General features: G+C 39.3%; 23 protein-coding genes. 12 read left to right on the forward strand and 11 right to left on the reverse strand.

Annotated elements, in window-relative coordinates; translation table 11 throughout:
- Positions 1–2 precede the first annotated feature (2 nt).
- Positions 3–1,244, reverse strand: coding sequence for an efflux RND transporter periplasmic adaptor subunit (locus tag C9J45_RS18680; protein WP_107287528.1), 1,242 nt, complete (start codon positions 1,242–1,244; stop codon positions 3–5).
- A 656-nt stretch (positions 1,245–1,900) separates the two neighbouring features.
- Here C9J45_RS18680 and C9J45_RS18685 point away from each other — a divergent pair.
- The 6 genes from C9J45_RS18685 to C9J45_RS18710 all read left to right on the forward strand — a co-directional run bounded on the left by C9J45_RS18685 (position 1,901) and on the right by C9J45_RS18710 (position 9,204).
- Positions 1,901–2,341 carry an Hsp20 family protein gene (locus C9J45_RS18685; RefSeq protein WP_107206707.1) on the forward strand — a complete coding sequence of 147 codons (441 nt, stop codon included), beginning with the start codon at positions 1,901–1,903 and terminating at the stop codon, positions 2,339–2,341.
- A 243-nt stretch (positions 2,342–2,584) separates the two neighbouring features.
- Entirely contained in the window at positions 2,585–4,480 is a 1,896-nt protein-coding gene (gene dnaK, locus C9J45_RS18690; protein ID WP_107206708.1) for a molecular chaperone DnaK, read from the forward strand.
- A 236-nt stretch (positions 4,481–4,716) separates the two neighbouring features.
- Positions 4,717–5,631 (forward strand): DnaJ C-terminal domain-containing protein, encoded by a 915-nt coding sequence (locus C9J45_RS18695; RefSeq protein ID WP_107206709.1) that lies wholly within the window; start codon positions 4,717–4,719, stop codon positions 5,629–5,631.
- A gap of 356 nt (positions 5,632–5,987) precedes the next feature.
- A complete protein-coding gene (locus C9J45_RS18700; protein ID WP_107206799.1) occupies positions 5,988–7,367 on the forward strand; it encodes a D-alanyl-D-alanine carboxypeptidase family protein in 1,380 nt (459 codons plus the stop codon).
- A 190-nt stretch (positions 7,368–7,557) separates the two neighbouring features.
- The gene (locus tag C9J45_RS18705) at positions 7,558–7,998 is read left to right on the forward strand and encodes a hypothetical protein (protein WP_107206710.1); all 441 of its coding nucleotides are present in this window, start codon (positions 7,558–7,560) and stop codon (positions 7,996–7,998) included.
- Between the two features lie 216 nt (positions 7,999–8,214).
- Positions 8,215–9,204 carry a hypothetical protein gene (locus C9J45_RS18710; protein WP_107206711.1) on the forward strand — a complete coding sequence of 330 codons (990 nt, stop codon included), beginning with the start codon at positions 8,215–8,217 and terminating at the stop codon, positions 9,202–9,204.
- Between the two features lie 119 nt (positions 9,205–9,323).
- Here C9J45_RS18710 and C9J45_RS18715 read toward each other — a convergent pair whose 3' ends face one another.
- Positions 9,324–10,076 (reverse strand): TatD family hydrolase, encoded by a 753-nt coding sequence (locus C9J45_RS18715; protein WP_107206712.1) that lies wholly within the window; start codon positions 10,074–10,076, stop codon positions 9,324–9,326.
- A gap of 154 nt (positions 10,077–10,230) precedes the next feature.
- On the opposite strand from C9J45_RS18715, the gene C9J45_RS18720 reads away from it, so the two are divergent.
- Positions 10,231–10,407 carry a DUF6435 family protein gene (locus tag C9J45_RS18720; protein ID WP_006644842.1) on the forward strand — a complete coding sequence of 59 codons (177 nt, stop codon included), beginning with the start codon at positions 10,231–10,233 and terminating at the stop codon, positions 10,405–10,407.
- Between the two features lie 107 nt (positions 10,408–10,514).
- On the opposite strand, the gene C9J45_RS18725 is transcribed toward C9J45_RS18720, so the two are convergent.
- Positions 10,515–11,171 carry an SH3 domain-containing protein gene (locus C9J45_RS18725; protein WP_107206713.1) on the reverse strand — a complete coding sequence of 219 codons (657 nt, stop codon included), beginning with the start codon at positions 11,169–11,171 and terminating at the stop codon, positions 10,515–10,517.
- Positions 11,172–12,214: 1,043 nt separating this feature from the next.
- Here C9J45_RS18725 and C9J45_RS18730 point away from each other — a divergent pair.
- Positions 12,215–13,117 (forward strand): chemotaxis protein, encoded by a 903-nt coding sequence (locus C9J45_RS18730; protein ID WP_107206714.1) that lies wholly within the window; start codon positions 12,215–12,217, stop codon positions 13,115–13,117.
- A gap of 73 nt (positions 13,118–13,190) precedes the next feature.
- On the opposite strand, the gene C9J45_RS18735 is transcribed toward C9J45_RS18730, so the two are convergent.
- The gene (locus C9J45_RS18735) at positions 13,191–13,439 is read right to left on the reverse strand and encodes a GlsB/YeaQ/YmgE family stress response membrane protein (protein WP_105062604.1); all 249 of its coding nucleotides are present in this window, start codon (positions 13,437–13,439) and stop codon (positions 13,191–13,193) included.
- 262 nt (positions 13,440–13,701) lie between these two features.
- Here C9J45_RS18735 and yjjG point away from each other — a divergent pair, with 262 nt between their 5' ends.
- From yjjG to brnQ (C9J45_RS18750), 3 genes are all read left to right on the forward strand, one after another.
- Positions 13,702–14,373 (forward strand): pyrimidine 5'-nucleotidase, encoded by a 672-nt coding sequence (gene yjjG, locus C9J45_RS18740; protein ID WP_107206715.1) that lies wholly within the window; start codon positions 13,702–13,704, stop codon positions 14,371–14,373.
- A gap of 368 nt (positions 14,374–14,741) precedes the next feature.
- Positions 14,742–16,061: a branched-chain amino acid transport system II carrier protein gene (brnQ, locus tag C9J45_RS18745; protein WP_107206716.1), complete on the forward strand. Its 1,320-nt coding sequence runs from the start codon at positions 14,742–14,744 to the stop codon at positions 16,059–16,061.
- A gap of 559 nt (positions 16,062–16,620) precedes the next feature.
- A complete protein-coding gene (gene brnQ, locus C9J45_RS18750) occupies positions 16,621–17,955 on the forward strand; it encodes a branched-chain amino acid transport system II carrier protein (RefSeq protein WP_107261243.1) in 1,335 nt (444 codons plus the stop codon).
- 99 nt (positions 17,956–18,054) lie between these two features.
- Here brnQ (C9J45_RS18750) and C9J45_RS18755 read toward each other — a convergent pair whose 3' ends face one another.
- The gene (locus tag C9J45_RS18755; RefSeq protein WP_107206718.1) at positions 18,055–18,360 is read right to left on the reverse strand and encodes a hypothetical protein; all 306 of its coding nucleotides are present in this window, start codon (positions 18,358–18,360) and stop codon (positions 18,055–18,057) included.
- Between the two features lie 552 nt (positions 18,361–18,912).
- On the opposite strand from C9J45_RS18755, the gene C9J45_RS18760 reads away from it, so the two are divergent.
- The gene (locus tag C9J45_RS18760) at positions 18,913–19,395 is read left to right on the forward strand and encodes a hypothetical protein (protein WP_107206719.1); all 483 of its coding nucleotides are present in this window, start codon (positions 18,913–18,915) and stop codon (positions 19,393–19,395) included.
- Positions 19,396–19,456: 61 nt separating this feature from the next.
- Here the strand turns inward: C9J45_RS18760 and C9J45_RS18765 are convergent, their stop codons facing one another.
- From C9J45_RS18765 to fdhD, 6 genes are all read right to left on the reverse strand, one after another.
- Complete coding sequence (locus C9J45_RS18765; RefSeq protein WP_107246230.1) at positions 19,457–20,191, reverse strand: alpha/beta fold hydrolase; 735 nt, start codon at positions 20,189–20,191, stop codon at positions 19,457–19,459.
- 197 nt (positions 20,192–20,388) lie between these two features.
- On the reverse strand, positions 20,389–21,453 hold the full coding sequence (gene hypB, locus C9J45_RS18770; protein WP_107246232.1) for a hydrogenase nickel incorporation protein HypB: 1,065 nt from the start codon (positions 21,451–21,453) through the stop codon (positions 20,389–20,391).
- A complete protein-coding gene (hypA, locus tag C9J45_RS18775; RefSeq protein WP_045128683.1) occupies positions 21,453–21,794 on the reverse strand; it encodes a hydrogenase maturation nickel metallochaperone HypA in 342 nt (113 codons plus the stop codon). Before hypA ends, hypB begins: the two co-directional genes overlap by 1 nt.
- Positions 21,795–21,812: 18 nt before the next feature.
- Positions 21,813–24,203 (reverse strand): carbamoyltransferase HypF, encoded by a 2,391-nt coding sequence (gene hypF / locus C9J45_RS18780; protein ID WP_107292865.1) that lies wholly within the window; start codon positions 24,201–24,203, stop codon positions 21,813–21,815.
- A 15-nt stretch (positions 24,204–24,218) separates the two neighbouring features.
- Positions 24,219–24,806 (reverse strand): HupE/UreJ family protein, encoded by a 588-nt coding sequence (locus tag C9J45_RS18785; protein ID WP_107246235.1) that lies wholly within the window; start codon positions 24,804–24,806, stop codon positions 24,219–24,221.
- A 94-nt stretch (positions 24,807–24,900) separates the two neighbouring features.
- A complete protein-coding gene (fdhD, locus tag C9J45_RS18790) occupies positions 24,901–25,731 on the reverse strand; it encodes a formate dehydrogenase accessory sulfurtransferase FdhD (protein ID WP_107292866.1) in 831 nt (276 codons plus the stop codon).
- Positions 25,732–25,759 lie beyond the last annotated feature (28 nt).

Raw genomic sequence — 25,759 nt, forward strand, 5'->3', positions numbered from 1 at the left:
CGCTATTCTCCCTTATTCACGACGTTAGGATTTACCACTTTTTTATCGGCAGCCATTAGTGGTGAAATATCAGGGGAATAACTTTTACTCATCACCGTTGTAACTTCAGTACCATCAATTAAGCTATCAGGGCTTATTAAGGAAACTAACTCTCCATCTTTTAGTCCCCCGATAATATAAGCATTTTCTTTATCTGAACGGACTACATGCACCTTTCGAGTTGTGGTTTTATTATCCGCATCAACCACAATGACCTGCTCAGAACGAACAACGTGGCGCGGTAACTTAATCACATCACTGACTTTTCGCCCTTGGATCTTTGTTGTTACGAATGTACCAAATTGCAAAATAGGTAATGAAAAAGAAGATGTGTTATTAACGAGGGATGTATGACGGTTATAAGGGTCGTTGACTTCTGCGACGAGATAAATCATTCGATTATCTTTATCAATTACACCTTCATTACGTACTAACTGTGCCGCCCAATGAATCACTTTCACTTCGTTATATTGAGATTCTAAGGTGATCTTTGTGGTTTCAAGACGAGGTAAATCAAGATAAGCCATCGATTGCGGCGTGATAGGTAAACGAATTTCAGCCGTTTGAGTACCATACAACTCGCCAATTAACTTACCTTTCGTTACATAACTACCGATATTGATTTCTTTCGCTGTCACTAAACTATCAAAAGGAGCACGTATTTCTGTTTTAGTCAGATTACGTTTAGCACGCTCTACAGCCGCTTGTGCAAACTTTACATTGGCTTCTTCTTGTTTGCGTTGCGGTTCACGTAAACCAAGAGAGGTTTGTTTATTCACAGATACATCATGTAAGATCTTTTTAGCGACTTTCCCTCGCGCAATTTCTTCTTTTAATTTCGCTTGTGCTTGTGCCAATGTCGCTTCAGCTTGAGCAAGATCGGCATGATAGTCGCTATCATCTAAACGTGCTAATAACTCTCCTTTTGCAACGAACTTGCCCACAGCAAAATCAGGAGAAATGTATTTGACCGAACCGACGACTTCAGAGACAACTTCTGCTTTTTGCTTGGGTTCAACAATTCCATATGAACCTACGGTAAGTTGCACATCTTGTTTTTGTATTTTAATGACTTCTAAAACAGGAGGCTGCACTGTAACTTTTTGCTGCTCTGGCCGTTTCTTGGTGTTTATCAACAACACTGATGCCACAATAAATATCGCGATAATAACCACAGGTAGTAATCGTCTTACCATTACATGCATGCTTTTAATCCCTAATCAGCGCATTTCAATAATCAGATCTTGTTTCAATTGTAGAGCATAGATGAATGCTCAAAAGTAGAAACGTAATATTAATCCGTACGTAATAGAGTGTGAGTTTGTTCACTATGTCATTCATATTTTTGAACATTTACACATTCCACCGTCAATTATGTGATCTATCATCACTACTTTATCTGCCACACACCGAAGTTTTAAAACGATTAATCCAAGTAATAAAAGGTTGAACTTTACGCATTACAGCCCCTTGAAAATCACTTTCCTGCCCTTATTTCTTGTTTAGAGACACCATTTGAATAAACCAATTTACGTTTATTAAAGGTGTAAATCGTCAATATTGAGATAGCAGCTAAACTTTTTTAGTGTTGGTTAACTTGTGAAATCAATCAGTTACACGCCAACCATAAAAAAGATTAGAAAAACTTATTAAAAAGTATTGACCGAATAACTCCGGAAGCATATATTAATTACACGAACTGCCAAATGGAGTTCAGGATACTAATGAGATTCGCCTTATTAGGGAAACCCTTATTAGTTTTGTTTTACGGATCTTAGACAGATCCACTTAGTGATAAACGACAACTTTATATACCTTCTGTCGACACTAAGACTATTGCTTATTATTGAGGATAGTTATTATGCGTAATGTAGATTTCACTCCCCTATACCGCCACGCTATTGGTTTTGATCGCTTATTCAACCTCGTTGAAGCAAGCAACAACAAAGCACAGGCAACCGGATACCCTCCGTACAATATCGAGCAAACTGACGAGAATAATTACCGCATTACAATGGCGGTGGCTGGTTTCTCTGAGGATCGCTTAGATCTTACTCAAAATGAAAATATGCTTGTTGTAACAGGAACTAAGGCTCCTGAAGAAAACAAAAATTTTATCTATCAAGGTATTGCTGAGCGTAACTTTGAACGTAAATTCCAACTTGCAGATTACGTAAAAGTTGTTGGTGCAAACTTAGAGAATGGTTTACTTCATATCGATTTAGAACGTGAAGTACCTGAAGCAATGCAACCACGTAAAATTTCTATCGGTAAAGCAGCAACACTGCCAACTGAAGAATAATTTCAACGCTATTAATTAGCCTTGAGTAGATAACATATTTAGAGCTATCACCTTTTTTCGACCTAAATTCGACAGGTTGATAGCTCACTATATTCATCCCCTATCGGGAAATCATATTTAAATTGCATTGATCTTTGGCTTGAAGTCAGTACTTCAACCAACAACATTCTTATCCTCAATAAAATATCGAACATAGTTCAGATAAGAATAACTAATCAATGCGATACAATGAGGAAAAGATTTATGAGTAAAATTATCGGTATTGACTTAGGTACAACTAACTCTTGTGTTTCTGTATTAGACGGCGACATGCCACGTGTTATTGAAAATGCGGAAGGTGAACGTACTACAGCTTCTGTGATCGCATATACAGATGGTGAAACCTTAGTTGGTCAACCTGCAAAACGTCAGGCAGTAACCAACCCTGAAAATACGTTATTTGCTATTAAGCGTTTAATTGGTCGTCGTTTTGAAGACGAAGAAATTCAACGTGATCTTTCTGTTATGCCATACAAAATTGTTAAAGCTGACAACGGCGATGCTTGGGTAGAAGCAAAAGGTCAAAAAATGGCGGCACCTCAGGTTTCTGCTGAAGTTTTGAAAAAAATGAAGAAAACAGCAGAAGAATACTTAGGTGAAAAAGTAACAGCAGCTGTAATTACAGTACCTGCTTACTTTAATGATGCACAGCGTCAGGCAACCAAAGATGCTGGCCGTATTGCTGGGCTGGAAGTTAAACGTATTATCAATGAGCCAACAGCAGCAGCGCTTGCTTATGGTTTAGATAAAAAAGGTGGCGATCGCACTATCGCAGTGTACGACTTAGGTGGTGGTACCTTTGATATTTCTATTATCGAAATTGATAACGTTGATGGCGAGCAAACCTTTGAAGTGTTAGCAACCAATGGTGATACACACCTTGGTGGTGAAGATTTCGATACTCGTATGATCAACTACCTTGTTGATGAATTTAAGAAAGATCAAGGTATTGATTTACGCAATGATCCACTTGCAATGCAACGTGTAAAAGAAGCCGCTGAAAAAGCAAAAATTGAGCTTTCTTCTGCACAACAAACAGATGTGAATCTACCTTATGTGACTGCGGACGCTACTGGTCCTAAGCACATGAATATTAAGATCACACGTGCAAAATTGGAATCACTGGTTGATGAGCTAGTACAAGGTACTTTAAGCCCTGTAAAATCAGCACTTAAAGACGCTAACTTGAATGTAAGTGATATCACAGACGTTATCTTAGTGGGTGGTCAAACACGTATGCCACTAGTACAGAAAACCGTTGCTGATTTCTTTGGTAAAGAGCCACGTAAAGATGTAAACCCTGATGAAGCTGTTGCTATGGGCGCTGCAATTCAAGGTGGTGTATTAGCGGGTGATGTGAAAGATGTGCTTCTTCTTGATGTAACACCATTATCCTTTGGTATTGAAACCATGGGTGGTGTGATGACAGCATTGATTAATAAGAACACCACGATCCCAACCAAAGCTGAACAAGTGTTCTCAACGGCGGAAGATAACCAAAGTGCGGTCACCATTCACGTACTACAAGGTGAACGTAAGCAAGCGATGCACAATAAGTCACTTGGTCAATTCAACCTTGAAGGTATTCAAGCAGCACCTCGTGGTATGCCACAAATTGAAGTGACATTCGACTTAGATGCTGATGGTATATTGAATGTATCAGCAACCGATAAGGCGACAGGCAAAGCACAAAAAATCACGATTCAAGCATCAGGTGGTTTAACTGAGGCTGAGATTGAGAAAATGGTTCAAGAAGCTGAAGCGAACAAAGACGCTGATATGCAATTTGAACAACTGGTCACAGCGCGTAACCAAGCTGACCACATGATCCACAGCACACGCAAACAGTTAACTGAAGCAGGCGATAATTTACCAGCAACAGATAAAGAAAGCGTTGAAGCAGCTATCTCTGCACTTGAGAGTGTGAAATCTGGCGATGATAAAGACGCCATTGAAAAACACACTCAAGCATTGATGACTGCAGCACAAAAGCTAATGGAGCATGCCCAAACTCAAGCGAACACTCAGCAACAAGCTGATGCTCAGAGCAATGCAAAAGACGACGATGTTGTAGATGCAGAGTTTGAAGAAGTGAAGTAATTACTCACGATAGTTTGCTATCATTGGTAGCAATCAATCGCAATGAATAGAGACGGGCGAAGAGATCAACATCTCTCGCCCTTTTCTACAATAACAACAGACAAAATGTAAATCTAATTTGGCTAACTATCTGTGCCTTTAATCGTTGATTACGCTTAAATCAGCTATCGTTTTTAGGTATGATTAGCAAAGAATATTCCAGATAGTTATCTCAGTTGAGATAAGAGGTGTTACTAATGTCAAAACGTGATTTTTATGAAGTTCTAGGTGTCGCCAAAACGGCATCAGAAAAGGAAATTAAAAAAGCGTACAAAAAGCTCGCAATGAAGTTTCACCCAGACAAAAATCCGGATGATCCAACGGCTGCAGACAAATTTAAAGAAGTAAAAGCAGCTTACGAAATTTTAACCGACAAAGAAAAGCGCACAGCCTACGATCAATTTGGTCATGCTGCGTTTGATAACCCAGGTATGGGCGGTGGACATCATGGTGGCGGTCATCACGGTGGTTTCCAAGGTGGCGGTTACGGTGATTTTGAAGATATTTTTGGTGGCGCATTTGGTGATATGTTCTCAAATGCTCGCGGTGGTCGTGGAGGATTTGGTAGCCGTCATTCCACTCGCCCACAAAAAGGCGAAGATCTTCAATACACCATGGAAATTGATTTAGAAGATGCAATTAGCGGTGCATCTCGTGTTATTGATTTACCCGTATTTGAAGGCACAAGCCAAGTAAATAAAAAGCTGAATATCAAAATCCCTGCAGGCATTGAAGATGGCGGTCGAATTCGCTTAAGTGGTAAAGGTCACCCTGGCATCAACGGTGGCCCGCAAGGTGATGTATTTATTCAAATGAATATTCGCCCTCATCCACGTTACACGCGCGAAGGTAATAATTTACATTGTAAAGCGACTACCGACTTTGTGACTGCTGCATTAGGTGGCAAGATTGAAGTAAATACCTTAAATGGTGCGATTAGCCTTAAGATCCCTGAAGGGACACAAACCGGTCGTAAATTCCGCCTAAAAGGCAAAGGAGTCACAGATCGTAAAGGCAACACTGGCGATTTAATTGTTCAATTAGTCATTGAAACACCACAAAACCTAAGTGAACGTCAAAAAGAACTACTTGCCGAATTTGCTGCTGCATAAACATCATTATCGTTCAGGTTTCCATAATGATTCAGCTGGTAGGATAGAAGTAGACAAGATACGAGGGCTATAACCAATACGGGGAACGCATGACTTGCTGAGAAGGCAGGGCTTAAGCACCATGATTGGTTATAGCTATCAACAGTATTCAGGTCACTCGCTCAGGACATCATTATGGATAATGCGGTCCGTGACCAAAGTCATCGTAAAGCTGAATAGAACGGAAAAGCACTCACCATTGCCGTGGTAGTGATGGATAGACTCAACGGGCAGTAATTACCTGCTGAAGTCAGTATCCAATCTAATCGCTTTTTTATATCGCGCTTTTTGTGAATAACTGTAAATTTAAAACCCTTATGACAACTATTAAACAGCTTTCCTTAGCAGTAGCAATCGCTGCATTATTTTCCTCCAGTACAGTATTTGCCACGCCTAGCAACGATGCGGCGAACACCATGCCTGATAGTGATTACTATGCGGCAACACAATACAAAGAAGCAAAAGCTCCACTTAATAACTTTGGTGCTATCGACGTAAAAGTCAATATCCCAGAAAATGTGCAAGTGCCTCCTGCTCCAGCAGAAGCCGGCGGTGCGAATGGGATCCCACAAACTATGGTACAGAAGTGGGCTCAGACAGGCGTATTCCCACCTAGTCTTAAAGCACGGGCGTTCATTTTAATCGATGCCAACACTGGACAAATTATTGCATCCAACAATGGCAACATGCGTATGGCTCCAGCCAGCACCACGAAGTTAATGCTAATGTACATTGTTGAGCAAAAACTGGCTGACGGTGTAATCTCACTTGACTCAAAAGTACTCGTACCAGAAGTCGCGTGGCGCACTGGTGGTTCAAGAATGTTCTTGAAGCCCGGTTCTTATGTGTCAGTGAAAGATCTTATTCAGGGTGTGATTGTTGAATCGGGGAACGATGCCGCTGTAACACTGGCTAATTACGTCGCGGGATCGCAATCTTCATTCGTTTCGATGATGAACGCGACGGCAGTGAAGTTAGGTATGCACAATACCCACTTCACCACTGTTATGGGTCTGCCAGCACCTGCACATTTCTCAACCGCTTATGATCTTGGTCTTCTCGGAGAGCACATCATGAACGACTACCCTCAATACTTTCATTTTTTCAGTCAGAAGTATTTTGAATACAATCATATCCGCCAACCAAATTTCAATCGCTTATTGTTCACTTATCAATATGCGACGGGTATGAAAACGGGTAGTACAGAAGCCGCTGGGTACTCTCTGGTAAGCTCTGCTCAAATGCCAGATAACCCAATGAAGTTGGTTGCGGTTGTTCTGGGCACGCAATCACTGAATGATGTCGCAGCGCAAAGCAAAGGGCTATTCAATTATGGCTTCCGCTTCTTCAAGCAAGACACTTTATATGCAGCAAACAGCAAACTTTCTGAACAACACGTTTGGGGAGGACAACAAGATAAAGTCTCTTTAGGTCTTGAGAAGCCATTAACCTTGGTTCTTCCTTCAAGTGTTGATGAAAAAGGTCTGAAAACTGATCTCCAATTTGACCATGACATCAAAGCACCGGTTGATAAGGGTGAAAAGTTAGGTGAAATGACTGTCACTTATAATGGCAAAGTTATTAAAACCGAACCACTTGTCGCGCTCAACAGTGTTCAGCAAGGCGGCTGGTTCACCCGAATCTGGGCTAGTATCTCAATGTACACCCATAACTTGCTAGCATCTCACGGGCTGTAGACTCAGAAAATTAGGCGGGGTTTGGATTATAGAACAAACACTCGGTGGTAAATAAAAACGACGTTGTGATAATTGTCTTTTTATTTTCCCATGACGGAAGTACACTCCCGTCTTAATAGCCATCATACTAATAAAGCCAATATTTTAGTCGAAATGAATAAGGTATTGGCTTTTTGTTTGGATAATCATTATGCCTACTTTTAAATCGAAATATCCCTTAGCAAGGCTAGCGAGTATTGTGTTATTAAGCTTATCAACAACAGTATTTGCTAGCATCTCGGACATCAACCGCGCAGTAGAAAACAGCCGTCATTTAGAACCAGGTGAAACTTTTGTACTCGATCAACCTTGTAAATTATTTAATAACTACGAGCATAAAATCTATCACTGTACAGCCATGATTGGCCCATTATCACTGATTAAAGATCAACAATTAGATGCCATTAAGAGTGATAACGAGCTACTTTATCGTGATGTTGCTTTTGTGAGAAAAGAAGATGGTCAACCCGTGTTCCGTCTACTTCCTCGAGCAGCGAAAACGCCAGAACAAACACCGCCAATATCATCAAATGAGTCATCAGAACAATCAGCAAAAAAACAATTATCACACGTTGGTTTTCTTGCTAAGTAGCAATTAACGCAGCACTTACAATAAACATTGTTTCATTGTATTCTTTTTCTTGAGTGATTATGCGTTAAAAGCAACTCATTATTTTAAATCGCAGTTAGATATTTTTTCTAACTGCGTATTTTTAATCCGCTTATAGAAATTAGTTATGTGTTTCACCCTCAACAAATTAAAATGCTCACCTATTATTATGTTCTATAAGAGCTTGATATATTCAACATGATTGAAGCAAAAATTGAAAACTGGGGACTCAAACGTGTTGAGCGTTATTTACCCATAACTCAGGGTCTCTTTAAAACAATAAATGATAAAAAACTGTGTCAGTTATGTGTTGTGCTTTCTTTTTTTATTGGATTCATCACAACCTTTTTTATCGTTTCTTTCGAAATCTATTTAGAGTTACTCGGAGAAAACTGGTTAGCCTTAGATAACCTACTAAGACTCGTTGTTATTAACATTGTATTTATCAGCTTAGAATTATTTTTACTATTTGAGGTTGGATTTATTACCACCGCAATTCTCATCAATCGTGCGTCAGCTAAATACCAGTTTTGTGACAGAATGAAAGCATCATTAGTGCGTGCGGTTATGGAGCTGTCAGAGCCCGTTGAGAATATTCATGGAATAAAACCTTATAAACAGTTTAGTAAATTTCGCTATATCAAAGTTGCCTTGTATACCGGTAAAGACATACTCAGTAATTTTATTATCAAGGCATTACTACAAAAATCACTATCACGTAGTAGCGTGCGTGTTTACATTCCGTTGGTTTCTACCTTAATTACGGGGTTTTGGGACGCATGGGTACAACAAAAAGCCCTTAGCGAAGTGCGATTACGTATTTCGGCACGCGTGTACGTACTTAACCAGTTAGCAGAACTTGAAGCTAAAGAGATGAGCCAAGCTTACATTATTGCTTTACTCCGTTTAATTGCGGTAAGACAGAGCTATAAACAAGAATGTGATATCAATTTAGAGTTCTTCTATGAGCAACTTCATAAAAAGAAACAATGTGAAATAACAGAGCTTGAGTCTGTTGATTTGTTACTAGCAAGCGTAGATGCGTTAACGGTTAATGAAAAAGCAGAACTGACTGTTATGACCGAGTATTTGTTCTATTTCAGACGCTCACCGAATCGTATTGAAAAACAGTTATTAAGCAAACTTGGGGTACTTAAAGCGACCAAGCGCAACCCTCTACTTTGCTAAACACAGCACAATAAAAGCCGCCTTTCATATATTCCATGATTTAATATATTAAAGGCGGCTTTGCTTTTCATATGTCAACTAGATATCCGCACTCAAAAACAACCTGCAAACCATCAGATTCAAATTCTCAGAAAGCGTTGGGTATTTTCATGGATTAGTGTCGCCATTACATCCCGTGATAATTGATGATGCTCTGCTAATACGTCAATCACTTGATTGATCATATTTGGCTCCCCCTCCACACCATTGTATTTACACGGCGAATCAGACTCCACCAACAGCATATCAAGCGGAATTTTCTTAACAAACTCTAAGTAATGAGGATCGACAAAGATCCAAGGACTTACTGAAATGAAATGCGCTTGTTGATGAAGTAAGGCGAGGTCTTCGTCACTGCCTTCATACCAATGGAACAACGCCCCTTTGATTTGATAGGTATTTAAAATAGGCAGCGCATAATGAATATCATCTTCTACCACATGCAAATTGACAGGTAGTTTTAGCTCTGCTGCAATCTTAACAAAACGGGCTAAGCGTTCACTTCCGCGCTGTTTAATAAGGTGTTTTTCTTGCTTTGTTTTCTCGTCTAAGTAGAAAAAAGGAATGCCGATTTCACCAATACCAGATAATAAATGACGATGTTGGTATATCAGATCAATAACAGCTTGGATCTCTTGTTCACTGACATCTTTCTCAGGGTGAATACCAAGAAAGAGATAAATCTGCTCTGAATATTGTTGTTTTAAGCGTATCAACTCTAACGCACTTGCCTTAGTCATAGATACGGCACCTATTTTGCCGTTTTGCTTAAAAAACCGTTCCCTATCGACCGCTAATACACCTTCTAAATGGCAGTGAATATCAATTAACACAGTAGTATTCCCAATCGAGATAAGACAAACAATAAAAAATAATAACGCTTACTATTCAAAATCTTAACATAATTAAAGTTAGTCTCTAGCTTAATTAATCTTTTATTACGCATACTGCGTATACGATATAAATATAATTATTGGAGTTATATACATGTTTTCTTGGTTTAAAAATAATCCCGCTAAAAAATTAAAGAAACGCCACTCAATGCTACTTGAAGAAGCCATGCATGCTCAAAGGAATGGCGATATCAGAACCTATTCCCGCTTAACAGCAGAAGCTGATGAACTATTCCAGCAAATCAAGCACCTCAATCAATCTGAAACCTGAGCTTTGCATAAACGGCTTGTTAATTTCAGTAAAAAAAAGCCTCCAATAACCTTTATACTCTATGAGTTAAAGCTATTGGAGGCTTTCTTGCTTAACTAAAAATAAGCTTATTTCGCTGCTGGCTGTACCTGCGCTGGTGTTGCATCTTTTAATTCAATTTTATGATTGGAAGGCGCGGTTGTTTGCTGCGTAAGTTGCTGAAATTGTTTTTGCATTTCCATCATTTGCTGCTGTTGTTTTGCCATTAAGTTAGACATATTCATTTGCATACCCCCCATATCATTCCATGAGTTTGCAAATACATTATTCATTTCAATTTGTTGTTGCTGCAACTGTTTAAAGAATGCTTTATCTACTTTGGCGTTATCACCTTTGGATTGAAATTGAACAATCTCATAATTCATTGGGCCCTGTGGAGTCTGCACTGTCCCTTTAGTAACCGTTTTTTCACCATTATCGGTTTTTACCGTTTTTGTCGTTTGGTTTGGTTGTACATTAGCTGATGCACTATCTACATTCTTCAAATCAACTGTTTGAATCCAACCCGTTTGACCATTACTTGGATCACCGACTTTTGACCAACCCTCATTTTTATAGATAGTGATCAAAGGTACATCTGTTTTTATCGTTTCAATTACCTTAGCTGATACATTAGGCTCTTGATATAGCTTGATAGTTTCAGTGGTATTATTAGCAGCCCACACAGCAGTACTCATACATGCTACAGCGGCAATACCTGCAAATGCTAGAATAGAACGTTTCATAAAATATCCTCTATGCACAGTGACATAATTTAAAAGGTCAAAAATACTGGTTGACCACGCATAACCTGTAACAGATATATTATGTCTCTTAAATTAATCGAAGATGAACAAGACCTCAAATAATTAAATTCATTCAAGGTAAATTATTTTACAATTTTGCTTTCTTATTCTCATACATTTTTTTATCTATAACATTCATTATCTTAATAAGTTCACCTTGATAACTTTCAGTACCATAACTAAATAGTCAGTCACTAAAAGCATAACTTATTTTTCATTAATAAAATTTATTATGTATTTAATTCCCAAGGAATTATTTTTCAGTAATGAAAACAAATTCACTCCACCATAACGAATAGCTGAGCCCTCCGAATAAAAAGTTGAACACAACAATGAAGATGATTTTTTAATTAATTCATCACTTTTATATCGTTATGATTATAATTGCATGCTTAAATCTATCTAAATCAATGATAATTAAGATTTTTTGTTAAACAATAGTTATTGATAAATCGCTTATTATATAAACCACTAAATTCACCAATTAATGAGATATGCTGATATTGCTTTTTCTCTCTATAAAGGCAAGTAATATCTTTTCAACTGTATAATAAAAAGTTTCTGTGTTTATAATTGCGTCAAATTCCATGATATCAAAATAGAGAGTATTATCCTTTTATTTTCATTCAGTAATCTTTGCTGTGAATCTTCTCTCACATCAGTCGCTAAACTATGATGGTTAAGGTAAGTTATAAAATCGGATGAAAGAATATTATTCGACATCACTTCTTTATACGTCATACCTAATTAATCAACATTAATATGAAAAATCAGCTCATGCTTCAAGTTTTCATTGATAAAAACAATTTGATGTCCTTTATTTCGAACGCATAGAAAACCAGTTAAGACAGAAAAAAGATAATCAATATCGAAATTTACTAATATATTAATTGTGAATTTTTATTTATAAACGTTTGGTATAAATTACGATAGTGTTATTATAATGAATTATTAACATAAATTATCTATGCAATGGATTCGGTATGATAAAGAATGCAACGAATGCATCACAAGGGATGTTACTTTTTAAGCTGTCCACACTACAAAGCTTTGCGATTGGTACGCTTAAAGTCCGTGAAATCGTACCCTATACAAATTTAAGTGTTATCCCAAAATCTCACCCAACCGTACTTGGCACCACTACATTACGTGGCGACACTGTTCCTGTTATTGATATGGCCAAAGCAATTGGTTATCCCGCTATCAGTCTTGAAGAGCGCCAACGTTGCTTTATTATCATTACAGATTGTCGTCGTAAGTTAGTTGGATTTTTAGTCAGAGGTATTGAACGGATCACCGAGTGTAACTGGCAAAATATTGAAGCACCTCCCCAACATTTAGGTAGCGATATTTTTGTCACTGGTGTTATGCGCGATGCAGATAAGTTGATTCAACTACTAGATGTTGAATTGCTTCTCTCTAAAATATTTCCAGATGATCCTTCAACGTTATTGCCTACTCTTACCGATATTGAACGTGAGATTTTACGTCCGTTAAAAATCTTATTAGTTGATGACTCAGCCGTCGCCAGAAAACAATTAACTCAAGCACTTGATAGTATCAGTGTGCCCTACTTTGTTGCCAAAAATGGGCAAGATGCTTTTAATATGATGCAAACGGCTGCGCAAGCAAACGATCCGTTCCATATTTTGGTTAGTGATATCGAAATGCCAGGGTTAGATGGGTATGAGCTGGCATTCAATGTCAAAAACACCGATGCGCTCGTCTCAACCTATATTATTTTACACACCTCCCTTTCAAGTGAAATAAGTGTGTCTCAAGCACACCAAGTTGGTGCTCAAGAAGCACTGACAAAATTTGAAGCAAATGAATTAATACATGCGATGCTTCGGGGGGCGGAGCAGCATTTAGCATTTAGTAGCTAAAATGAAAAAAGCGAGAAATCACCCGTCATATTAGCGGTAATTTCTCGCTTTTATAATGTATTATTACATTAGATTAACGAATAAAACGGTTATAGATAAACAGAATAATAAATGCACCCAAGGTAGCGGTAATAATGCTACCAATGTTTACACCTGTTGCATGACCTAAACCAATAAATTTACCCACAAAACCACCAACAAATGCACCGCCAATACCCAATGCCATTGTTACAATCCAACCACCGCCATCTTTACCAGGCATTAAAAACTTTGCCAATGCACCAGCAATTAAACCAAGAATAATCCAAGATAAAATACCCATTAAGAGCCCCTATACTTTTAAAAATAGTAAATACTTATAATTGGTAAGTGTAGACAGGTATCCACTAACGAAGTTCAATTCTTTGTCAGGAAGTTTATAAAATCATAAGAAACTTATATACCAAATATGATTAGATTAACTTTGAGGGCATAAGATCGTTTAAATTACTCTCACCTAAAATCACTCTTTTTATTCATTCACTATAGTGTAATATGCGCGCTATTCGATGACTATAGATAGATATTATAAGGCAATAATACATATGAAATACGATTGGATTCTTTTTGATGCTGATGAGACCCTGTTCTATTTTGATGCTTTTAAAGGGCTACAGCTCATGTTTTCTCGTTATGATATCGCCTTTAGTGACGCTGACTTCAAACAATATGAATTAATTAACCGCCCGCTATGGGTGCAATATCAAAATGGCGATATTTCAGCCAGTGAACTTCAGCAAACACGTTTTCGGGAGTGGGCAAAAAAACTAAAAACAACAGAACAACAGCTTAATGATGATTACATGCAAGCAATGGCTGATATTTGCGAAGTATTACCGGGGACAACATCACTGATTCGATCTCTTAATGGTCGAGTTAAATTAGGCATCATTACTAATGGCTTTACTGCACTGCAAAAAATCCGCTTAGAAAAAACAGGACTAGCCGATTATTTTGATCTGCTCGTTATTTCAGAGCAGGTCGGCGTCGCTAAACCCGATCGCCGTATATTTGATTATAGTCTTGAAAAAATGGGCAACCCTGCACCTACTTCTGTACTTATGGTCGGTGATAACCCGCAATCAGATATCTTAGGCGGTATCAATGCAGGTTTAGACACATGCTGGTTTAATCATCAAAATCAATTATTGCCAGATACTATAAAGCCAACTTATCAAGTTTCAACACTGGCTGAACTTGAAAAAATATTAGCTTAAAAACAACAGGTTAAATCTAATAACGGATATGTATCGCGAATTTTTATTCTATATTCGCGATACATACATTATACATTCCGTATTAAATACGAATAATTACCGAATATCACTTTACAATCATCTTAAATAGCTTTAGTTTTAGGTCAATTATTTCATTCGAGCGCATCACTTATGTATTCAGTTAAGCACAACAATTTAGCAGTATCTTCTACTGTATTTGTTATGAATACTATTGCGCTTGTCTCTGTCGTCGTCGTCAAATAACGCTGACGTTTAAGCTTATTCGTCAGTTACTATTGCTGGCGGATATGTTAACTCTCCTTTTTATCTTCCAGCCAAACTGACCATTCATGTAGAAGGTACGCCGTTTGAAGAGAAGAGAACTTGCCGCCATTGGATTTATGACTTTTGCCTTATTTTTAGGGGCAGGAAACCTTATTTTCCCCCCTATGATGGCACAACAAGCCGGTGAAAACTGGTTAATTGCCATAGTAGGCTTCCTACTAACCGCCGTTGGTTTACCCGCCTTAACACTGATCGTTTTAGGTCGACTGTCATCTGCAGATAAACTCACTGCCTCATTACCACATTGGATGGATCGTACTTTCTGGTTTTTAGTATTAACGACTCTGGGGCCAGCCTTTGTTCTACCTCGAGCGGTAACTGTGGCGTATGAAATGGGTGTTAAACCTTTCTACCACGGTAACGGGTTAATGCTGTTTTCAGTGCTATTTTGCTTATTAACCTTAATTTTGGCACTGAAGCCCGGTAAGTTAGTTAGCTATATTGGTAAAGTAATGACGCCTGCATTAATCGTGATGCTAGCGGTCTTAGTGATTGCCGCTTTGATTAACCCATTAGGCTCTCCGACAGATGCCATTGCTGTTTATAAAGCAGCACCGACGGTTAACGGTATGATCCAAGGTTATATGACATTAGATGCTATCGCAGCGGTCGCATTTGGTTGGGTGATTATTCAAACGATTCGTAGTACGGGTATTAGCTGTAATAAAGCGATTTCTTACTACACATTACGTATTGCTGGTATCTACGCATTACTGATGTCTTTGTGTTATTTAGCTATGGGTTATTTAGGTGCAACGTCCTCTTCGATTGCTCCCAACTCAACCAATGGCGGTGAAATTCTAACACGCTATGCTGCTGGTGAGTTTGGTACATTTGGACAAATTTTATTAGCAACTATCACTTTAATGGCTTGTTTAACCACAACTATTGGCTTAACCAATGCAAATAGCGAATACTACAAAAATACTTATAACATCCCTTTTAAAATCAGTGCCGTTGTGATCATGAGCTTAACAGCCATTATCTCTAATGTTGGCTTAGAAACGATTATTGAAGTCAGCCTACCTGCTATTTTGATTTTATGCCCTATCGCAGTATCACTCATCATCGCCATTATTTTTATGCCGAACACTGTGAGTAACGCAAAGCGTAAATTCTCGATGAGCCAAACACTGATCGTCATTATCGCCACGTTATTTGGCAGTATTGATGCACTAAACATTTTAGGTAAGATCCCTTCCGCTATGCATCAAGATCTAACAGCATGGTTACCTTTGTTTAATGCTCATGCGTCATGGCTACTCCCTGTTCTAGTAACCATTTGTATCAGTAAAGTGACCCATATTATTCAACGTAATCGAAATACAGTTGCTACCTACTGATACTAAAATTGAAGCTATGCCATTGGTATAGCTTCAATATCAGCGTTACCACTGCTTTCAATTATTATATCGAAGCATAAAAATACAAAACCTGGCACTAGCACTCACATATTTAACTATCAATATGATTTTATTTAGTTAATTGCTTTTACTTAGTCGCAATAAAACGCATACCATAAAAAAATCGTTTACAACTCTATATTTTCTTTATATGTTGTAAGCGTTAATTCAATCACAAAACAGAAGTTGTTAAGTTATGTATTCAGCACTTTGCGAACATAAAACACGAAAAAACTTAGCATCGAGCCAATTTACTAATTGGAGCGAGGCTTCTGTTGTTGATATAAAACATACAACACGAATTATTACCGCTATTATCCTAGTGATTATTCGCTAGGCTGGCGGGCAAGCTTCCGTCAGCCGAGCTGGCGGAGGATACTATCAAGTCAAATATCTTCTTTCAGCAAACCTGCGGAATACGATTTCAATCATGGACGTTTAACGCATTGCGCATTAATCGCGATGGTTGTCTATAACTTCAAAAATGCAGGAACTACATTTGAAAACACAAGACATCTTCGTACTCGGTCTCACAACATTTGCCCTCTTTCTTGGTGCAGGTAACTTGATCTTTCCACCAGCAATGGGATTAGATGCTGGGACTTCTCTGACCTCCGCAATGGCCGGATTTTTAATTACTGCCGTAGGCTTACCCGCATTTACTATTATTGTGCTAGGTCGAATTGGTAATACCAATAATTTAACCAAGGCTTTACCTAAGTGGCTAGGTACAACTTTTTGGGTATTACTTTTTACCGCTATTGGCCCTGCATTTGGTATGCCTCGCGCCGTTACTGTTGCTTATGAAATGGGTATTCAACCATTTTTTACTCATGACCATTTGGTTGCTTTTTCTATCATTTTTTCTGCCGCTACCCTATTTCTTGCATTTAAACCAGGAAACCTTGTGACTTACATTGGTAAGATCATGACGCCTGCACTGATTATTTTACTATGTGGATTAGGCTTAGCAGCATTTCTTAGCCCTCTCGGTACACCTGCTGCTCCATCTGGTGATTACCAAGTCGGTGCTGTTACAAGTGGTTTGATCCAAGGTTACATGACGATGGACGCCATTGCTGCTGTCGGTTTCGGCTGGGTGATCATTCATGCAATAAAAGCTAAGGGTGTTACAACACAACAAGGTATTGCATCAACTTCTATTAAAGTCGCATTAATTTACGCCACGTTAATGGCGTCTTGTTACATCATTATGGGCTACGTAGGCGCAACATCATCAACGATTGCTGAACATGGTGTTAATGGTAGCGTGATCTTAACTCGTTACGTTGCAGGTGAGTTTGGTCATTATGGTCAATGGTTATTAGCCGCTATTATCTTAATGGCATGTTTAACCACCACGGTGGGTTTAACCAATGCATGTGCTGAGTATTATCAAGATACGTTTAAAGCTTCGTTTGGTTTCACAGCAACAGTCATTGTTGTGCTAACAGGGGTTATCGCAAACTTTGGTTTAAACGATATTCTGAAAGTAAGTTTACCTGCCATCCTTGTACTTTGTCCGGTTGCCATCGCATTAGTATTAGCATCATTGGCGGCTTCAACATTTACCGTTTCACGCCTTACACACAGTGCGGTTCTGATCACAGCGACGCTTTTCGGTACTATTGATGCGATTAATATCTTAGGTAAGATGCCAAAAGATCTCGGTGACTTTTTCAGCGATACATTACCGCTTTACAACGCACATGCAGGTTGGTTATTACCGTCTTTATTCATGTTAATTACGACGGCGATGATTGGGCGTACAGCAAGTGCAGAGAAAAAATTTGGGCGTGTTGACTACCGATTAAAAACGGCAAATAACGATTAATAAAAAACGGCGATATTGGGGTATCGCCGTTTTTTTACTGTTGTTTTTACTATACAAGCAAAAAGCTAGGCTTCACTTTAAGCGCTAGCAATGAAAGTATTACAATTCATTCCACATTGCGGCACCCGGCGCCCATACTTCCACTCTATTTTTCTCTAAATTACAACGAAAGTTAATATCACCACGATGTGCCGGCTTTATATGATCGACAAACACCCAGCCTCGATTACTTTCAGATTGATTATCAACATCATTAGCAATAATGGTTTCAGCAGTATATTGCGTTTTATTCGTTACCAAAATTTGGCACTGCTCGATATCATTGGTAGAAGGTGGAGTAAAAGGAGTTGCTGTCATATCACAGCCAGAAAGCAGTAGAGCAAGCAGTAAGATTTTAGTTTTCATCGTAGACTATTCATAGCATCAAAATGTGTCACTAATTGCAGGCGAAAAATGAATATCAACGATATGCCATTAGCGAAGTTGCGCGGAATTGTATAGATAAAAAAACAAATTGGTAGTGTTAATTAACCTCCATCATCATTCTTTTGAAGACAGTCACTCTCATAAAGCATTACGTTAATTCCTTGTAAAAATAACGCTTAACGAATACATATGATAATTTAACATTGCTGAAATTAATTATCGAAGCAATATCCTATTAAGAAGCTATTAAGCCACTGATAAAACAATGAAGAGTTGCCAATAAAAAGCCCAAATCATTAGCCATTGTGTCATGTCCTATCGAAAAAAAACAATCTAACGCAACTTGCTTAGTTGCATCAATTAGCAACAGGCTAATGAATATTGCACCTTATTCGAGATACACAATTTAGAGAATGTCTTTATTCATAGGAATGGCGTAAAGAATGATGATATTGGCGCTCAAACGAAAATGAGCAAAGCTTAATCATGCTACTTTTTGCTCTGTCTTTATAAACACTAAAAGTAGATCAAATGAAAAAATACTGGACACCACTAACACTCGTTTGTGCACTACTTGTGCTAACTTCTGGTTCTCTCCTATTTTTAGATATTAATTCGAAAAATATTGTTCTTATGCATGAATGGATTGGTATCTTAATGGTCATTGCCGTTCTCGGGCATGCTTTCTTATATAAGAACTCAATTATCAAGCACTTATCACGTAAGAATAACATTGTAATGATGGCGGCTATTTTGTTACTGGGTATCGCAATGATCCAAAGTGATAAAGAAGTCGAACAGTCTAACAATGTCTCTGTCGCCTTGTTTGATTCTATCGATAATGCTCCAATTACGTTGATGTCAGAGCTAACTCATCAACCCATTAATAACTTAGTAGATAAAATAAAATTGGCTGGTTTTACAATTGATAATCCTAAGCAGTCCATTGTACAAATAGCACAATTAAATCATCAGCAACCTGAAGACATCATTTCTGTTATTTATAAAAAGTAAGCAATAATGCCCTGTTTATCAGGGCTTCAATCAAAGCCGATACTTAACGTCACTGTGTTATTTAAAATTTAGAGTCACTATTTATATCATCGATAAAACGATGAAATGTTGCCAAGAAAAAATCCAAATCATTAGAAATAATATCATGTCCTGTTGCTGAAAATGCCAATCTAACGCAACCTTCTTTTTCTGCTTCTTGCTTAGCAACATCAACAATCAACTGACTAACAAACTCTGCGCCATCGCCTAAATAGGTATTATAAAAATTTAATACCGGCTTTTGGTGATAAGAAAAGTCCGTAAATTCCAGTTGAGTTACCTCCAGCAGCTCAGAGTCAACAACGGGATTTATTGGCTTTAAAAGAGAAAGTTCTTGCTGAACAAATTGCTTAATATCTTTTGGAAGGCGCGCTTCAATTTTCTCAAAAATAAAGCTAATTGGCGAATCAACAGCCACCAAGGCTTTAACTAAATCAGGGTATTTATAGTTAAAATATCGACCGTAAAGTCCACCCAAGGACGGACCAAGTAAGATGGCGTTTTTAATATCTAACTCTATAAGTAAACTATGCAACTCCTGAGATACAACCTCTGGTGTCCTTACCTTTGTATTGAGTGGACTTCTGCCATAACCACCTCGATTAAATAAAAGTACACTGTAACGCTTTGCTAACTCGTCTTGTAACCATCGGTTATCTTCAATGGTAACGTTAGCTCCCGTATTAATCACTACACAATCTTTAGCACTGTGATGCTTTATATAGCGATACTCAATACCTGTAGCACTTATCATCATCTCACCTCATTTCTTTAACTTGTAAACTATTGATGAAACGATTAGTTATAGCAAAATTAAACACAGAGGATGTGAATTGAGAGGAAGGTAAATAAGGGGCATTACATTTTAATGCATACTTTTGTGCGCATCTTTATAAAAAACCACAGGCACTTTTCATGAACCTGTGGTTTTAAATGTCTACTGAACCGTAATAACTATTGATGTTGTTGAAGTTGCTCAGTCAGCCAATTTAACCACGCATCCATCCCTTCACCCGTTTTAGCTGAAAGTTTTATGACCTGAATATTGGGATTCACTTTTCGTGCATTAGCAATACAATCTTCAATGTTGATATCAACATACGGCAATAGGTCGACCTTGTTGATCAGCATTAAGTCAGCGGCAGCAAACATATTAGGGTATTTAAGCGGCTTATCTTCCCCTTCAGTAACAGACAAAATCGCGACTTTGCATGCCTCACCTAAATCAAAACTCGCAGGGCACACCAAGTTACCGACATTTTCGATAAACAAGAAACCTGGCTCATTCATTGCTAATTGATGATAAGCATCGTGCACCATTTGTGCATCTAAATGGCAGCCTTTTCCTGTATTAACTTGAATAGCGGGCACTTGGGTAGCACGAATACGATCCGCATCGTTAGAGGTTTGCTGATCCCCTTCGATCACCGCACATGGATACTGCTGTTTTAGCTGCATCAGGGTTTCAGTAAGCAAGGTCGTTTTACCAGAGCCTGGGCTTGATACTAGATTCAGCACAAGCTGTTTATTGGCTTTGAAATGCTCGCGATTATGTTCAGCCAGTTTATTGTTGTTACCTAGAATATCCATCTCTAACGTCAGAAGTTGACGTTGAGAAACCCCAGCCACATGCACTTCAGCTTCGCCTTTACCGTAGTGCAAATCACCTTTATCTAAGGTTTCAGGCTGATGATGGTCATGGCTATCATGAGCATGGTTGTGATGTACGTGCGATGCATGGTCATGGTGAGAATGTTGATGATGTGGGTGGCTGTGTTCATGGTGCGATGTTGCAGGTAACGTGTAATGCACATGATGATGAACATCACCTTGATGATAGTAGTGATGATGGATCACAACAGGCTGTTCATTACTCGCTTTATGAACATTGGAGTGCGCGTGATCATGGTGATGGTCATTGTGATCACTATGCCCATGATGATCGTGGTGATGAGAACCATGATGATGGTGATCGACACCTTCTACATGGCTATCTCCGCAGCCGCATACATTACACATTACTCTACCTCAATATTTTTAATCATTAATTCGTCACCGGTTTCAACTTTAAGCTGATAACCTTGGCAATGAGGGCAGCAGACACCACGCTCATCCATTTCGATATAGCGCTGACACTCCATACACCAAACTTGAGCTTGTACAGACTCAATGGCTAACTTCGCGCCTTCTGCAATCGTTCCTCGTGTTGCAAATTCAAATCCTGTTGCCAATGCATGGGGCTCTATACACGATAATGTCCCAATCGATAATGTCACTCGAGTTACACGATGAAAGCCTTGCTTTTTCGCCTGTTCAACCACGGTATCTACCGTATTCATACTCAGTGATAATTCATGCATGACGAGATCTCTTCATTCTTATTTTTGATGTATGGCAAACCACAACTGACCTGCTGAAATAGATGCATCATTAGCAGGGAGTGATTCACCACAAAAAAGGGATAAACTGTGCGCGCTGGCTTTTTCAAACACTTCATCAACTAATACACGGTTTTGGAATACCCCACCGCCTAAAACAATCGGTAATGGCTTATACGTTTGTCCTATGGTGACGATGACGTTCGCAATGGCACTAATAAAACTGTGCGCCAAACAATTTCGCCATGCTGGGCGATAATCATCGGCAACTAAACTTAACAGTGGTAATGCATATTCCAAAAGTGGTTGCCAATCAATCACGCCATTAGCATCAACAGCAAAAGAAATAGGTTGATGGCATCGATCTTTCATTGCCGCTTGTTCGAGTTTCAACCCGCACTCACCTTCATAATCAACGCGATCAACTAAACCTAACAAACTTGCCCACGCATCAATTAAACGTCCCATCGATGAGGTATAAGGCGATTGACTACCTGTTAGCCATAATTGGTATAAATTATTGAAATAAATATCACTCCACGCTTTAAAGGCTGATAACTGCATCGCTTTAATCGCATCGACTGAGTAACATTCCAATAAAAGGGCAAACAACAAACGAGCTGGCTCTTTTATCGCTTTTTCGCCTCCAATTAAGCGAAATTGACGTAAATGTCCGACACGTTGATAATTTTGTGGCGTAGAAAGTAAGACTTCACCGCCCCACACGCTGTAATCGTCACCCCACCCAGTCCCATCAAAGGTAAAACCTAAAACCTGCTCCGTTAAATTATGCTCAGCCATCACAGCTAATACATGAGCATGATGGTGCTGCACCTTTAAAAGTGGCGCGGCTAAATTGGCTTTGGCTTGGTATTTTTCAGCAAATTGAGAGGAATGATAGTTAGGGTGTTTATCACACACCACTTGCTGTGGCTTAACATTATAAAGCGTCGTTAAATGGTTAACCGTTTCTTGATAACGTAACTCGGTATCGAGATCGTCTAAATCACCAATATAAGGGGATATTAGCCATTGCTGAGGTAATGCTAACCCTATGGTTGATTTTTGCTCAGCACCTAAAGCAACGGTGATATTACCTGTACTTTGTTCACTACCTGTACCGAAATGACTCACAGGCGCATAGCCTCTTGCCATACGTAGCACACGGATCTTTCCACCAGCATAATGTACCAAGCTATCATCGCACGCACTCACAATCGGACGATTATGATCTAAAACACCACTGATTTTCCCTGAAAATTGAGTACAGACTTGAGCTAACTCAGTGGCAATAGGCATACCTGATAAGTTCGCACTGGTCATAACAAGTGCACTTGTCGCACCTATTGCTTGTAATTCATCAAACAACAAATAATGCAATGGCGTATACGGCAGCATGATTCCAAGATACGGTACATTCGGAGCAACATTTTCAGCTAATACACCATCTGTTCGTGTCACTTCTTCAGCCACAATATCTAACCGCTTATTCATAAGAACAATCGGTCTCGCTTGCGCTGCTAATGCTCTCCATTCCGCATCACAGCCTGCAACGAATTGTTGAGCAATGTCATCACTTGCCGCCATGATGGCTAACGGTTTTGACTGCCGATGCTTAAGCTTACGTAAACTCGCCACTGCTTGTGCGTTAGTGGCATCACACACTAAATGAAAACCACCGATGCCTTTAACTGCAACAATTTCGCCGTCTTTAATCTGTTGCGCAAGCTGCTCAATCGCTGTTTGTTTGGTTGCAACAAGTGGTAATTCTGCGCTCGATTTCACTCGCTGCTGTGCATCATAAAGCGTTACCCAGGGGCCGCAGCAGTCACAACTAATGGGCTGAGCATGATAACGACGATCGACTGGATTTTGATATGCCTCGGCACAATCAGAACACAACGAAAAATCCTGCATACTGGTTGCTGCACGATCATAAGGTAGCGCTTTTATAATGCTGTAACGTGGACCGCAATGGGTACAGTTGGTAAATGGGTATTGGAAGTATCGAGAATCTGGATTGGAAATATCCCGCTTACAAGCATCACAAAGCCCTTGATCTGGTGAAATAGATACCGTTGTGCTGTCACCGCACTGACTTTGCTCTATATCAAAAGTATTCGGCTTTTCCAATTCAGACCATAGCGATAAAGTGCGAATTGCCACATCATCAATGCGACTTAAAGGAGGCGCTTGGTCAATTAACTGCGAAGTGAAAATAGCTAATGTATCAAGAGAGCCTTGCACATCAATTTTCACCCCTTCTGAATCATTGATCACCGAACCAACTAGCGCATGTTGTGTCGCTAGTTGGTAGACAAAGGGGCGGAAACCGACCCCCTGTACAATGCCGGTAATATGAATATATTGTCGTGCAATGTTGTCTGTCACGCTAACTGCCCTGAATTAAGACAGCATTAAGATGCCACCAAATGCCGCCATAACGACACCTAGGACATTAGTAACACGGCGATTAGCAGCTGAAGACGCGATAGCTTTACCTAATACCACACCACACGCGTGTAGAATTGCCGTTGCGAGTACGAAACCGATAAAGAACTCAACAGCCGTAGCGCCTAAAGGCATTTCCATACCGTGAGCCATACCGTGGAATAATGCAAATGCCATTACTGCACCTGTCGCTACTTTTGCAGAGATACGACCACCCGCTAATAGCATGCCACCCATTGCAATCACAGACACTGCAATAGCTAGCTCAACACCTGGGATCACAACACCTGATACACCTAATGCAGCACCTACAATCATGATTGAGATGAAAGCAAGAGGTAAACGTGAAATCGCTTTACCCCCCATCATTGCTGCTAATAGACCCACACCCACCATAACACTTAGGTGATCCATGCCAGTAAATGGGTGAACAAAACCACTCATGAACGCAGAAGCGTGAGGACCAATGTGACCAGGGTGTGCTAAAGCAAGAGGAGAAAAAGAAGTAGTTAGCAAGCCCAACATTAGATGTTTCATTTTCATATTAATATCTTCTTAATAAAAGTAACCGGAAATCCGGAGGGTTATAAAACACTTCACGCGATAACTAAGCGTAAAGTACGATGAAAGCACGAGATCAAATCATGCCAAAAATACGTTCTGGGTGAGCATAAGCATCGGCTCGACCACGGCGACAATGCCCTAATAACGTCATATTTAAACGATCCGCTAAATCGACAGCCATTTTTGTTGCAGAAGATACGGCAAGTAACACTTCAACACCGGCTGAGGCCGCCTTTTGTACCATTTCAAAACTAGCGCGACTGGTGACTAACACAGCACCGCCAGATAAACGCTGTTGATGGATATAACCAATTAATTTATCTAACGCGATGTGGCGACCAACATCTTCAAATGTTGCGATTAATTGCCCATTGGCATCGATGTATGCCGCCGCGTGTGCTGCACCTGTGAGTTGATTAAGTGCTTGGTGTTGAAGTAATTGCTGTAACGCTTGTTCTAAATGACTTAAATCAAACTCAACTGTCATCGGCAATGGCATTAGCATCCGACATACGGTTTCCAATTTTTCTTCACCACAAATACCACAGCCCGTTAAACCCGCTAATGAACGACGTTTCTGCTTTAAACGCTCAGCACAACGATTTGCAACTGTAATATCAAGATTGATCCCATTATCATGATGGGTAATCAGTATATCGTGAATATCACGGTGATGATCGATAATTCCCTCAGACAATGAAAAGCCTATCGCAAACGGCTCTAAATCATGAGGAGTACACATCATCACGGTGTACGCAACGCCATTAAACGCAAGAGCAACAGGCGTTTCTTCAATAATGAAATCCATCTCTCTAAAATCGCTTTCTCCTTTGCGATAGCGAATGATCGGACGCTGACAAGCATCACTAACGGCATCGGTTGATTGCACCTCAAGAGTGGTCAAAATAGTGATCCTATAATTAAATAAAAAT

This window comes from Photobacterium sp. GB-1, assembly GCF_003026165.1.
Classification (GTDB): domain Bacteria; phylum Pseudomonadota; class Gammaproteobacteria; order Enterobacterales; family Vibrionaceae; genus Photobacterium.